Here is a 13834-nt window from a genome sequence, read left to right on the forward strand (position 1 = left end):
AGGCCGGACTGGTTATCAATGCGCCGAAATCGAATGCGGACACCGCTGTGTGTTTGCACGTTTTGCACATGATGATTAAACAGGTTTTCCAGTATGAATTTATCCCGTCAGGAACAACGTACCTTACACGTTCTCGCCAAAGGTGGCCGTATTGCTCACGTCCGCGATGCATCTGGTCGTGTCACTTCCGTCGAATGCTATAGCCGCGAAGGGTTACTGCTCTGCGACTGCACGCTCGACGTATTCAAAAAGCTCAGAACGAAAAAACTGATCAAATCCGTTAATGGTCAGCCCTACCGCATCAATACCACCGGGCTGAACAACGTTCGCGCCCAACTGGATAATCGCTAAGGAGAGAGAGATGGATATCCCGAAGATTTTTACGATCAGCGAAAGCGCACATCGCATTCATAATCCGTTCACCGCGCAAAAATATGCGACGTTAGGTCAGGTTTTACGGATGCCCCCAGGAACTCGCATCCTGGATCTCGGCAGCGGCTCGGGCGAGATGTTGTGCACCTGGGCACGCGATCATGGAATTTCCGGCGTTGGTATCGATATGAGCCAGTTATTCAGTGAGCAAGCCACCATGCGGGCAAGTGAATTAGGCGTCACTGAGCACGTGCGTTTTATTCATGCCGATGCAACAGGTTATATCGCCGAAGAAAAATTCGATATTGCCGCCTGCGTTGGTGCAACCTGGATTGCTGGCGGCGTTGCCGGAACGGTCAAACAGCTGGAACAAAGTCTCAAACCAGGCGGGATCCTGCTCATCGGCGAACCGTACTGGCGTCAGATGCCCGCAACGGAGGAGATCGCTATGGCTTGCGGCGCGACTTCAGTAGCCGATTTTCTTTCTCTGCCAGAACTTGTTTCGTCTTTCGACCTGCTCGGTTATGACGTGGTTGAAATGGTACTGGCTGATCAGGAAGGTTGGGACAGATACGAGGCGGCAAAATGGTTGACGATGCGCCGGTGGTTGGAGGCAAATCCGGACGATGAGTTTACCGCCGAAGTCAGAGAGCAACTGAGAAGTTCACCAGTGCGCCACGTTGCATTCACCCGGGAATATATTGGGTGGGGCGTATTCGCACTCATGAAGAGATAATATATGCAGTCGGTATAGCCTGGCAGGTTATACCGACTTTTTCATCGCATCATCGCTTACTTCATTAATACTTCAACAAATTTAGCTAACCATTGCGGATGCGCGGGCCATGCTGGTGCCGTCACCAGATTGCCATCAACGTGGGCCTGATCAATACCAATATCGGCATAATGCCCACCGCTCAGACGAACCTCAGGCGCACAGGCCGGATAAGCGCTACAGGTCCGGTTTTCTAACACCCCCGCTGCCGCTAACAGCTGGGGCCCATGACAAACTGCGGCGATAGGCTTACCGGCAGTGTTGAAATCTTGCACCAGCTTAATGACATCTGGATTCAGTCGAAGATATTCCGGAGCACGCCCGCCGGGGATCAACAGTGCGTCGTAATCGGCGACCCGCGCCTCGGCAAAATTCGCATTTAACGTAAAACGATGCCCCGGCTTTTCACTGTATGTCTGCGCCCCATCAAAATCGTGAATGGCGGTTTGAACGTAGTCACCCTGACTTTTATCCGGACAGACGGCATCCACACGATGCCCAAGCATTTGCAAAGCCTGAAAAGGCACCATCGTTTCATAATCTTCGACATAATCTCCGACCAGCATCAGTATCTTCTTCATTCACATCCCCCACTCACGGTTATTAATGATGAGAAATAACGGCCATCTTTACTATAGTCCACACGGTTCATGTCATTAATAAATACAACAGAACAATCGGCCAGATCACAATCCACGGCAAGGCCCGTCAGACGGGGCTCAGAGCCAACGGCGTGACATATGTTCATGCTGATAAATATAAATTATATATAAATATATAGTTGAGAAATTTTAATAGTAGCCAGTTTCACTCATTATATAAAACTAAGAGATTGCAACGCATATCTCTTGTGCTATATTTCGCGTGAAATTTACCCGCGATCACTTTATTTATTATTCAAAATTTAAAATACGCAGAATATTTATTATCTATTATTATTTTATTCACCTGATATCAGGTAAAAATACGCAAAGGTTAATCCTATGATGACAAGACGTTCATTCGTCAGACAAGGCCTGGTGACTTCAACGAGTATGCTACTCGCTGGTATGACGGGCTTCAGCTTTAGCCAATTTGCCCGCGCAACAGAGAACCGCCGCTGGCAAATGCCTGATGAAGGCGCACCACATACGGCAACCTGGATGGCGTTTGGTGCCAGTGCGGAGATCTGGGAACCTCATCTGCTACCGGTGGTGCAGGAAAACCTGGCGTTAGTTGCCAAAACCATCGCCGCATTTGAACCCGTGAATATGTTAGTACGCGAAGAAGACAGCGAGCTCGCCGCGCGTCTGTGCGGGCCGTCAGTCAATCTTCTGGTTCACCCAATAGACGATCTGTGGATCCGCGACACCGGGCCGGTGTTTGTGAAAAGTGCCAGCGGCGCGCTCGGCGGAGTGGGATTTAATTTCAACGGCTGGGGCAATAAGCAAGAGCACGAACGAGATGCCGATGTGGCTGAATTTGTTACTGATTACGTTCATGCCGAGTTTATCCCCTCGGTACTGACTCTGGAAGGTGGCGGTATTGAGGTAGATGGTGAAGGCACAGCAATCATCACCGAGAGCTGCGTGCTTAACTCCAACCGTAATCCTGGCGTCAACAAAGCCGAATGCGAAGAAGAACTTAAGCGACTGCTAGGTCTGGAGAAAATCATCTGGTTGCCGGGTATTGCCGGCAAGGATATTACCGACGGCCATACAGATTTTTACGCCCGATTCACGCATCCGGGTACGGTGGTGGCGGGTCTTGAGCAGGATCCGTCATCCTTTGATTACGCGATCACCCGACGTCATCTGGACATATTACGGGCCGCCACGGATGCCAAAGGCCGACGGTTGGAGGTAGTCACGCTGGAAGGACCTTCTACCATCCGCCATACTTATGCGAGCGATGATTTCGCCGCGGGGTATATCAATTTTTATCTGTGTAATGATGCCGTCATTGCACCGCAATTTGGCGATAAGCGCACCGATCGTAATACCCATGCTATTTTGCAGGAGCTGTTTGCCGATCGTGAAATTATTCAGTTGAATATCGACGGTATCGCTGCCGGTGGCGGCGGTATTCACTGCGCGACACAGCAGCAGCCTCGTTAATGATTAACAATTGAGTGTGTTGTGGGAAGGTGGGGAAACTCACTTTCCTGACAATAACAGAATGATTCCCTTAGAAAGATGCCTCCGTAGGTTAAATTTTAATAAACAAAGCACTTAATTAACACTTATGAAATAAATACCATTAAAAGATAACACTTTAATAGCTTTCATCGATCTTTCATGGTATTTATGATCTGCTAAACCTATCGATAAAATCTATCAAAAGATTTATATTGATCGTTATTATCGATCGTATATTCTGTCTTAAATAATGACTAATGACAGAACTTTTATTATCAGCACAGCCACAAAGATTGTTCTCCCCTGCGTTGTGAAACACAGTGAAATTATCGAGGGTTACTTTTAAAAAATTCACATAACATATTTTAGAATGGTTTTCAATTAGCGAAAACATCCAAAAATACACATTTCGAACCTCTAGTCTAACCTGTTTTAAGTAGATGACTTAAATCGAGAACGGTGATAACTCACTGAGAATTGCGAATGATGATATTGCTAAGAAAAGCGGAAAATATAAATTTCATTAATACATTTAGAGACTATTTTTGTGTCGGCATCGCGTTTTTTGCATTACAGCTGGTCGCTGATCATCTCAGTAAGCAAGAGGATGTTGCGGGTATAACACTGCATTTTTACGATCTCACTTTACCTCTCATTTCTGCATTGCTGGTTTTATACCGGCAAAAGGCGCTGCCAATTTTGGCTGCCTTTTTCTTGTATGCGCTTTACTCTTACTCTTTATCTTCGGTATTCACACTAACGGCTCAGCTACTAGCTGCTCTCATTAGCCAGACACTCTACTTTTTCTCGACAGGCAAACGAGGCGCGGTTAGCTTTGGTCGTAGCCAGCTTACAACCCTGCGTATTGTCTGGCTCGTGTGTTGCAACGCCTTACTATTCATCTCGATTGATCACTGGTTCCAGTCGAACACAGCCTCTGCACCGATCGCAAACCTTTTTACACTACAAACATTAATTAACTTACAGTGGCTGATGAACTCTTGCCTGACTGGCATCCCTTTTTGTTATCTGTTGCTTAGAAGCGTTCAAAATCCTGCATGGTGCATTCTATACATTAGACAAGTAAAGGCGCTGATAAAATCCGGCCCTCCTATTCTGTATCAAGTATTATGGCTGGTGCTGTTACTGTGCATTATGTCCGCTTTGATCGTCATCAGAGAGGATATTCTTATATTTACAGACTATTCATTACTGTGGTTACTTCCAGTAATGCTATGGGGAGTGATCTGTATTGGCCATGCTTTGATATCCCCTGTATGGGTAACAATGCTTATCCTGTTGGGATATTATATAAACAGTTATATTCCACCTGCTAACTATAATAATTATTTACATAGCCTCGTGATTTCCTCCACGATAGTGTTTGTCTTTTCTATTACGATTGTTGTTACCGGTGTACTTGTGGTTCATAACCGAAAATATCTCCGCCGCCTCAAACAACTTTTTAGATCAGAGCCTAACACCGGACTGCCTAACTTTCAGGCCCTGCAAATGGACATCCGTAAACACGCAACAGAGTGCTTGTGTTACATCCGTTGTACAGAGTTGAATACGCTGGAGCAAACTCACGGAATAGAATTCCGTTTTGAATTTGTAAAAGCGCTAAGCGCATATCTACGAAAATTGATTAAGGGTACAGGTGACATTTATTACGCACCAGGTCATGGAATAATTCTTCGCCTTAATGCTGTCCCTGACATTCCTGATCTCTACAAAGACCTAAACTCTTTTCGTTTTATCTGGAAGGACTACCAATTAGGGCTATCTTGTGGTGTGGCATATACCACCGAGAAAAACCTGATTAAAAATTTATCTCAAGCAATTAAGCATCTTAATACCCAAAGCTACATCTCGTTAATGCAGGGGCAACCGTTGTTACTCAGCCCGCAAGTGCCAGGTGATAAAATTGTCAGCCAGGCTGTCATTCGTCATATGTTGCAAAAGGCAATTGACAGAAAGTCGTTTGAGCTTATGGCTCAACCCATCGTATCAACGATGCTGGTTGTTCAGCCGATCGTTTCAACCACGGGACTGACACGTTATCACGAGATACTTATTCGGATAAAAATGGTTGATGGTAAGTTAATCTTTCCAGACACCATCCTACCGGTTGCTCGCGAGGCAGGATTACTTCCTGCGCTGGATATCACTGTTATAGAGCAAACATTTCGTTTTATACAGTCACGGCAGAAATCTGACCCAAACAGTCACTTCTCCATTAATCTGACGCCTGACTCGCTTAATAAAATTGATTTTCTTGATAATGTTTTTACATTGTTTAGAAAATACTCAATAGCACCTGAACGTATAATATTTGAAGTCATTGAATCAGATATTATTGACAACGCTAATGTCACTGATGTTCTGAGAGCGCTACGTAAAGCCGGTTCTAAAATTGCTATTGATGATTTTGGCACAGGAGCATCAAGCTATTCACGACTACGAACGTTAGACGCAGACATTCTGAAAATTGATGGTTCCTTCATCCGTAATATATTGACCGATGAATTTAGTCGATGCGCCGTCAGATCCTTCTGCGAAGTAGCAAAACTCAAAAACATGGAAGTAGTCGCTGAGTTTGTTGAAAATGAGGAAATTGAAAAGATGCTAATTACGATGGGTATTGGTTGGTTACAGGGATACCATATAGGGAAACCCGTTCCTATTGAGTTGGCTGAATTATAATTCAGTAATTATAATAATAATTATATTCCTACATTGATTTACTTACCGGCTCCCGTGCCGGTTTTTTTATTCCCTAAAACAAGCGGGACTTTAATTAAAGCAGGTATGCCGCGGCCGTTTGCCGCGACATACCGTGTTTCATTTTTAACTCAACTCAGCCGAATGCTACGGCCAATTCAGCTTCCATCACTCCCAGGCGCGCTCAGATTTCGCGGCGTCAAACTGCGGCGGCGGTTTGCGAAAACGTCCGGTCAGCCAGGCAAGATACACCAGCCCAACGCCGGCCCATACCAGTCCCAGCGTCAGCGATGTCACCTCAAGATTCACCCACAGTACGGCAACCGTGGCGGCACCGACCATTGGCAATACCAGATAGTGCAGCTTCTCCTGCCAGGTATGCTTGCGTCCTTCACGACGCCAGAAGTGGTTAAACACGGAGAGATTAACGAACGTAAAGGCCACCAGCGCACCAAAGTTAATCAACGCCGTGGCAGTCACCAGGTCAAAAAACAGGGCCGACAGCGCCACAATCCCGACCATGATGACGTTCAACGCGGGAGTACGCCATTTGGGATGGACATAACCAAAGTACTTCTCCGGGAAGACGTTATCGCGACCCATCACGTACAGCAGACGCGAAACGCTGGCATGCGACGCCAGACCTGAAGCCAGCGTATTCACAAAGGTGGTACACAGGAAAATAGACTGGAACAGCTTGCCGCCGACATACAGCGCAATCTCCGGCAGCGCCGCATCCGGGTCTTTAAAGCGGCTAATGTCCGGGAAGAACAGTTGCATAAAGAACGAGGCGGCAATGAAGATCAGCCCACCGTACAGGGCGGTGAGGAAAATAGCTTTCGGGATGGTGCGCGCAGCATCCGGCGTCTCTTCAGATAGTGTCGTTACCGCATCAAAGCCGAGAAACGAGAAGCAGACGATGGTCGCCCCGGTGATAATCGGGATCAAATGCGCATTCTGGCTGATAAACGGTTGCAGCGACCAGACGGTCCCAACCCCTTCCCCTTTGTGCAGCCCCTGCACCACGAGGAAAATGAACACCACGATGATCGCCACCTGCACCAGTACAAACAGCGCATTGAAGTTGGCTACCAGATTAACGCTTTTCAGATTGGCCGCGGTGAGGATCGCGACGAACATCACCACCCAAATCCATGGCGCAACCCCCGGGAACAGCGCGGAAAGGTAAATTTTCGCCAGCAGGACGTTAATCATCGGCAGGAAAAGGTAGTCAAGCAGTGACGACCAGCCGACCATAAACCCCACGTGCGGATTGATGGCTTTCTGCGCATAGGTATAGGCCGAACCGGCCTGTGGAAACTGGCGCACCAGCTTTCCATAACTGATGGCGGTAAACAGTACTCCCGCCAGGGCCAGCAGGTAGGAGGCCGGAACATGGCCATTGCTGACACCCGAAACAATGCCAAAGGTGTCAAACACCGTCATCGGGGTGAGATAGGCCAACCCCATCACCACCACCTGCCACAGCTTCAGGGATTTACGCAGCTGTGCTTTGCCCGGCTGGGCAGAATGATCAGCAGAAGAGTTAGTCGACATAATTTTCCTCCCCGCTACGAGTCCAGATCTGCGTTCGAAACGTGGGTACAGCAGACCTGGGTCGTGTCGGGGAGGAATGGCATAAAAAAGGCGTCAATGTGGTACGGCGCAGATGCGGTCCGTATTTACTGCGGGAGCCATGAATACTCACGCGGGGCGGGTTTTTAAACATTGGCATCATCACATTTCCTCGTCACAAACTCTGTCGGTTATCTGAAGACCCGTTGTCGCCCGCGCTCCATTACGCGACATCCGGGAAATGGCAGGTATTCCTGCAATTTTTACGGGCTGGCTCCGCTCAGCCCGCATGATGCGACTTCTTTTTCAATGACCTGTACAACGGTCAGGCGTTTTTCAGCATCCACTCAATTTCAGTGTCGGTAATCAGACGTTCAAACTGGATAAGCTCATCGTTTTTACAGGCGTGATACACATGGCTAAACCGCTCACCCAATAGTTCACGCAGACTGTCATTTTGCATAAACTCCCACAGCGCATCGCTCTGGCGAATCGGGAACGGCAGCCCTTCCTGCTCCAGACCGTTACCCTCAACTTCTTCTTGTAACGGCAGTTCGTTATCCAGACCGTGAAGGATCCCCGCCAGAATGGTCGACATCACCAGATACGGGTTGGCATCAGCCCCCGCTACGCGATATTCAACCCGATGGTTATCACGGTCGCCGCAGGGAATCCGCAGCGCTACCGTACGATTGTTGTGCCCCCAGGACGCCTGGGTCGGAACATACATCCCCGGCTGGAAGCGGCGATAGGAGTTCACATTCGGCGCCAGAAGCGCCATTGATGCGGGCATCAGATCAATCATCCCAGCGAGCGCACGCTTTAATAATGCGGAATCATCGCCATTCGCATCAGCCAGCACGTTCTCACCTTTGTTATTCATGACGCTGATGTGGATATGCATCCCGCTACCGGCATGCTCCTCATAAGGTTTTGCCATAAACGTGGCATGCATCTTATGTTTCTCCGCCACCAGCCGTACCAGACGTTTCAGCGCCAGCGCGTCATCGCAGGCGTCGAGCACGTTGTCGGTATGGTAGAGGTTGATTTCAAACTGCCCTGGGGAGGCTTCAGCCACCGCGCCGTCGGCCGGGATCAGCTGCAAACGGGCCAGTTCATCGATATCGTTCAGCACATCAGCAAAGTGGTTCAGGTTATCAACCGAATAAACCTGACTTTGGGTATTTCGATCGTCCGTTCCCGGCGCGCATGGCGGCTGCAGATAACCTTCGGGGTCACGCTTACGATCGAGTAAATAGAACTCCAGCTCTACCGCTACGACAGGGAACAGACCGCGCTGGCGAAGTTTCTGCCAGAGTCGGTTTAGTACGTTCCGCGGCTCAACGTCAAAGGGAGCGCCATCTTCATCCAGCATCGTCAGCATCATCTGCGCAATAAATTCCGGATCGGCAGCCGAAGGGGTTAACGTACCTGCCACGGGTACACAGGTCCGATCGGGTTCGCCAAGCTCCTGGCCTAATCCCGCCTCTTCGACCACATTGCCCAGAATATCCATCGCGAAAACGGATGCCGGGAAATAGCAGCCTTTCTCTAACTTATGCAATCCCGCAACGGGAAGGCGCTTACCGCGAAAACAGCCATTAAGGTCGGTTAACAACACATCCACATACTGCGTATTAGGATAGCGTTCCAGATACTGCTTAACTTCGCGCGCAAACGCGCTACTTCGTCTCTCTTCAGAATGCTGAACAAAATTCTCAACTTCTACGATATTGGTTTCCATGATTCACCGCCGTTGGCCTGGTAAGCTGTTCTGTGATTTGACTGTTAAATATAATGTCCACCCTTCGACTCTGGATGCAAACAAATTGTTTGTCAAATGTTAAATTAAGTTTGCTAGAAGGTTATTCCGCTGCTAGATTGAGAAAATAATGAACGGAATGGCACAACAAGGAACCGTTTGGCAATAATTTATTCCAAAACGTGAGGTCGATCATGGGCAATATATTTGACAAGCCAGTTATTGGTGTAGTGATGTGTAGGAACAGGCTTAAGGGTCACCAGACCCAGACTCTGCAAGAAAAGTACCTGAATGCGGTATTAAATGCCGGTGGATTACCGATAGCGCTTCCCCATGCGCTTGCGGAACCCGAATTGTTGAACGCGCTGTTACCGAAACTGGACGGTATCTTCCTGCCAGGAAGCCCAAGCAATGTGCAGCCGCACCTCTATGGTGAAAATGGCGATGAGTCTGACGCCGATCCCGGGCGTGATCTTCTGAGCATGGCGCTAATTACCGCCGGGCTCGAAAGGCGCATTCCCATTTTCGCCATCTGCCGGGGCTTGCAGGAATTAGTTGTCGCCACTGGCGGGACTCTGTATCGTCGCCTGTGCGATCACTCACAGTTCCTGGAACATCGTGAAGATGCGGAACTCCCGGTGGAGCAGCAATATGCACCATCTCATGAAGTCCAGGTTCAACAGGGAGGATTGCTATCTCAGTTAATACCAGGTTGCAGCACGTTTTGGGTTAACTCCTTGCATGGTCAGGGCGCAAAAACCCTTGGCCCGCAGCTGCGCGTGGAAGCACGCTCGCAGGATGGATTAGTGGAAGCTGCCAGCGTCCATGACCATCCTTTCGCGCTCGGCGTGCAGTGGCACCCGGAATGGAACAGTAGCGAATACGCCCTGTCGCGTTTGTTACTTGAAGGTTTTATCACCGCTTGTCAGAACCACCTCGCTGAAAAACAGCGACTCTGACCACTACAGTTAAGGAAATGCAATTATGAGCGATGACGGCCTGGCGCCGGGTAAACGTTTGTCAGAGATCCGCCAGCAATTGGGTCTTTCGCAGCGTCGTGCCGCCGAACTGTCTGGGTTAACGCATAGCGCCATCAGCACCATAGAGCAGGATAAAGTCAGTCCTGCCATCAGTACGCTGCAAAAGCTATTGAAAGTATATGGGCTGTCGCTCTCCGAGTTCTTCGCGGAACCGGAAAAGCCTGACGAACCGCAGGTGGTTATCAATCAGGATGATTTGATTGAGATCGGGAGTCAGGGAGTATCCATGAAGCTGGTACACAACGGAAATCCGAATCGTACGCTGGCAATGATGTTTGAAACCTATCAGCCAGGCACGACAACCGGGGAGAGAATTAAACATCAGGGTGAAGAGATTGGCACAATACTGGAAGGTGAAGTGATACTGACCATCAACGGTCAAACGTATCCTCTTGTTGCAGGGCAAAGCTATGCCATTAACACCGGCATACCACACAGCTTCAGCAACACCTCGGCAGGGATCTGCCGCATCATCAGTGCCCACACTCCCACCACTTTCTAATAAGTAGCGGCCTGAGTTTCTCAGGCCTTCTTAAATAACGCGCATTAACAGGGTACATCCCTGGGGCATCGTGCAGCCTGATTTTGCCTGAAAAAGATCAGCAACGAACTTTATCTTATTGATATAAAAGGAGTAGCTATGAACTTTCAGAATCTTAAATATTGGCGTGAGAAAGCCAGCCATTATTCACCAGAGACCCGTTTATTTATTAACGGCGAATATTGTGCCGCCGCTGATAACGAAACCTTTATTACGCTGGATCCGGCAGGACAACGTCCTCTGGCTAAAGTCGCCCGCGGTAAAAAAGCGGATGTGGACCGCGCAGTCACCGCAGCCCGTACCGTCTTTGAACGCGGAGACTGGTCGCAAGCATCACCCGCAGAGCGCAAAGCGGTACTGCACAAACTCGCCGATTTAATGGAGCAGCATCACGAGGAGCTGGCGCTACTGGAAACGCTCGATACCGGTAAACCGATTCGCCATAGCCTGCGTGATGATATTCCCGGCGCGGCACGCGCCATCCGCTGGTATGCCGAAGCTATAGATAAAGTCTATGGCGAAGTTGCCACCACCTCGGTGAACGATCTGGCACTGATTGTGCGCGAACCGGTAGGCGTGATTGCCGCCATCGTACCGTGGAACTTTCCTCTGCTGCTGGCCTGCTGGAAACTCGGCCCGGCACTGGCTGCGGGTAACAGCGTGATCCTCAAGCCTTCCGAAAAATCACCGCTGACCGCCATTCGCCTGGCTGCGCTGGCTAAAAAAGCAGGTTTGCCCGATGGCGTTCTCAGCGTTGTTAGCGGGTATGGCCACGAAGCAGGCCAGGCGTTGTCGCAGCATCCGGATGTTGATGTGATCACCTTTACCGGCTCGACCCGTACCGGCAAGCAACTGCTCAAAGACGCTGGCGACAGCAACATGAAACGCGTCTGGCTGGAGGCCGGAGGTAAAAGCGCCAATATCGTCTTTGCCGACTGTCCGGATCTGCCGAAAGCCGCCGCTAATGCAGCGGCAGGTATCTTCTATAACCAGGGCCAGGTTTGTATCGCCGGTACGCGTCTGCTGCTGGAAGAGAGCATTGCCGACGAGTTCATCGCCCTGCTGAAAGAGCAGGCGAAAAACTGGCAGCCTGGCAACCCGTTGGATCCGGAAACCACGATGGGCACGCTTATCGACAATGCGCATGCCGACACCGTGCACGGTTTTATTCGCGACGGTGAAGCGCAAGGCACGCTGGCGCTGGATGGCCGCAGCCACGTACATCCGGCCGCTATCGGCCCGACTATTTTTGTCGATACCGCGCCGCAAGCCCACGTCAGCCGCGATGAGATCTTCGGCCCGGTACTGGTCGTCACCCGTTTTAGCAGTGAAGCCGAAGCCCTGGCGCTGGCCAACGACAGTGACTACGGCCTCGGCGCCGCGGTCTGGACCCGCGATTTGTCGCGTGCCCATCGTATGAGCCGTCGCCTGAAAGCCGGCTCAGTCTTCGTGAATAACTACAACGACGGTGATATGACCGTGCCGTTCGGCGGTTATAAGCAAAGCGGTAACGGACGCGATAAATCCCTGCATGCGCTGGAAAAATTTAGCGAACTGAAAACCATCTGGATCTCCCTGGAGTCTTAATCATGACTGAACATACCAGCAGTTATTACGCCGCAAGCGCCAATCAGTACGAACCGTTTCCGACCCTTAGCGAATCGGTTAGCTGTGATGTTTGCGTCGTGGGCGGTGGTTATACCGGACTCTCCTCCGCCCTGCATTTAGCGGAAATGGGTTACGACGTGGTGCTACTGGAATCCGCGCGTATTGGTTTCGGGGCCAGCGGACGTAACGGTGGTCAGTTGGTGAACTCCTACAGTCGCGATATCGACGTCATCGAACGTACCTATGGCCCGGACGCCGCTAAAATGCTCGGTGGAATGATGTTTGAAGGCGGCAATATCATCCGCGAACGCATCAAGCGTTATCAGATCGAATGCGACTATCGTCCCGGCGGGCTGTTTGTCGCGCTGAACCACAAACAGATGGAAACGCTGGAAGAGCAGAAGTCGAACTGGGAACGCTACGGCAACACGCAGCTTGAACTGTTAGACAGCAGTGAAATTCGTCGCGAAGTCAGCAGCGATCGTTATGTCGGCGCGCTGCTCGACCACAGCGGTGGTCATATTCACCCGCTGAACCTGGCGATTGGCGAAGCTAACGCCATTCGTCTGAACGGCGGACGCGTCTTTGAGCAGTCGCCAGTCACCCGTATTCAGCACACCAGCCCGGCGGTGGTCAGCACTGAAAAAGGCCAGGTGACGGCCCGCTTTGTGATCGTCGCGGGCAACGCCTATCTCGGAGACAAACTCGAACCTGCGCTGGCAAAAAGCAGCATGCCGTGTGGCACGCAGGTATTAACCACCGAACCGCTGTCGGCGGAGATGGCGCGCTCGCTGATCCCGAAAAACTACTGCGTGGAAGATTGTAACTACCTGCTCGATTACTACCGTCTGACCGGCGATAACCGCCTGCTGTACGGCGGTGGCGTAGTCTACGGCGCTCGCGACCCAGACGATATTGAGCGTCTGGTGATGCCGAAACTGCTGAAGACCTTCCCGCAATTGCAGGAGGTAAAAATTGATTACCGCTGGACCGGTAATTTCCTGTTAACACTGTCTCGTATGCCGCAGTTCGGCCGTCTTGATACCAACATTTACTATATGCAGGGCTACAGCGGCCACGGCGTGACCTGTACTCACCTGGCAGGGCGCCTGATTTCCGAACTGCTGCGCGGGGATGCCGAGCGCTTTGACGCGTTCGCCAACCTGCCGCACTACCCGTTCCCGGGAGGCCGCAGCCTGCGCATTCCGTTTACCGCCATGGGGGCGGCATATTACAGCTTACGCGATCGCCTTGGGGTTTAAGTTCTTCCGCGATAAACCCGACGCACAGGGCGATTCCCCCTGTGCGTTTTTTTATTCC

General features: G+C 50.4%; 11 protein-coding genes. 8 read left to right on the forward strand and 3 right to left on the reverse strand.

Annotation, left to right across the window (positions count from 1 at the left end):
* Positions 1 to 93: 93 nt before the first annotated feature.
* Together LY264_RS19115 and LY264_RS19120 are read left to right on the forward strand one after the other, a co-directional pair.
* Positions 94 to 351: a YjhX family toxin gene (locus tag LY264_RS19115; protein ID WP_003021255.1), complete on the forward strand. Its 258-nt coding sequence runs from the start codon at positions 94 to 96 to the stop codon at positions 349 to 351.
* Between the two features lie 10 nt (positions 352 to 361).
* Positions 362 to 1108, forward strand: coding sequence for an SAM-dependent methyltransferase (locus LY264_RS19120; protein WP_048226389.1), 747 nt, complete (start codon positions 362 to 364; stop codon positions 1106 to 1108).
* Positions 1109 to 1164: 56 nt separating this feature from the next.
* Here the strand turns inward: LY264_RS19120 and LY264_RS19125 are convergent, their stop codons facing one another.
* The gene (locus LY264_RS19125) at positions 1165 to 1728 is read right to left on the reverse strand and encodes a DJ-1/PfpI family protein (RefSeq protein WP_048226390.1); all 564 of its coding nucleotides are present in this window, start codon (positions 1726 to 1728) and stop codon (positions 1165 to 1167) included.
* Between the two features lie 402 nt (positions 1729 to 2130).
* Between LY264_RS19125 and LY264_RS19130 the strand changes: the two genes are divergently transcribed.
* Both LY264_RS19130 and LY264_RS19135 read left to right on the forward strand, forming a co-directional pair.
* Positions 2131 to 3243 (forward strand): agmatine deiminase family protein, encoded by a 1113-nt coding sequence (locus tag LY264_RS19130; RefSeq protein WP_048226392.1) that lies wholly within the window; start codon positions 2131 to 2133, stop codon positions 3241 to 3243.
* A 504-nt stretch (positions 3244 to 3747) separates the two neighbouring features.
* Positions 3748 to 5970 (forward strand): EAL domain-containing protein, encoded by a 2223-nt coding sequence (locus LY264_RS19135; RefSeq protein ID WP_071692500.1) that lies wholly within the window; start codon positions 3748 to 3750, stop codon positions 5968 to 5970.
* Positions 5971 to 6156: 186 nt separating this feature from the next.
* Here the strand turns inward: LY264_RS19135 and LY264_RS19140 are convergent, their stop codons facing one another.
* Both LY264_RS19140 and LY264_RS19145 read right to left on the reverse strand, forming a co-directional pair.
* Positions 6157 to 7545, reverse strand: coding sequence for an APC family permease (locus LY264_RS19140; protein WP_048226395.1), 1389 nt, complete (start codon positions 7543 to 7545; stop codon positions 6157 to 6159).
* A 343-nt stretch (positions 7546 to 7888) separates the two neighbouring features.
* Positions 7889 to 9307 (reverse strand): glutamine synthetase family protein, encoded by a 1419-nt coding sequence (locus LY264_RS19145; protein ID WP_003830879.1) that lies wholly within the window; start codon positions 9305 to 9307, stop codon positions 7889 to 7891.
* A 212-nt stretch (positions 9308 to 9519) separates the two neighbouring features.
* Between LY264_RS19145 and puuD the strand changes: the two genes are divergently transcribed.
* The 4 genes from puuD (at position 9520) to LY264_RS19165 (ending at position 13776) form a co-directional block, all read left to right on the forward strand.
* Positions 9520 to 10284 (forward strand): gamma-glutamyl-gamma-aminobutyrate hydrolase, encoded by a 765-nt coding sequence (puuD, locus tag LY264_RS19150; RefSeq protein WP_043015313.1) that lies wholly within the window; start codon positions 9520 to 9522, stop codon positions 10282 to 10284.
* A gap of 25 nt (positions 10285 to 10309) precedes the next feature.
* Positions 10310 to 10867 carry an HTH-type transcriptional regulator PuuR gene (puuR, locus tag LY264_RS19155; protein WP_003830877.1) on the forward strand — a complete coding sequence of 186 codons (558 nt, stop codon included), beginning with the start codon at positions 10310 to 10312 and terminating at the stop codon, positions 10865 to 10867.
* A gap of 138 nt (positions 10868 to 11005) precedes the next feature.
* Complete coding sequence (gene puuC / locus LY264_RS19160; RefSeq protein WP_048226397.1) at positions 11006 to 12493, forward strand: aldehyde dehydrogenase PuuC; 1488 nt, start codon at positions 11006 to 11008, stop codon at positions 12491 to 12493.
* Positions 12494 to 12495: 2 nt separating this feature from the next.
* A complete protein-coding gene (locus tag LY264_RS19165) occupies positions 12496 to 13776 on the forward strand; it encodes an NAD(P)/FAD-dependent oxidoreductase (RefSeq protein WP_048226399.1) in 1281 nt (426 codons plus the stop codon).
* Positions 13777 to 13834: the final 58 nt, after the last annotated feature.

It is taken from the genome of Citrobacter portucalensis, assembly GCF_023374935.1.
In the GTDB taxonomy this organism is placed as follows: Bacteria; Pseudomonadota; Gammaproteobacteria; order Enterobacterales; family Enterobacteriaceae; genus Citrobacter; species Citrobacter portucalensis.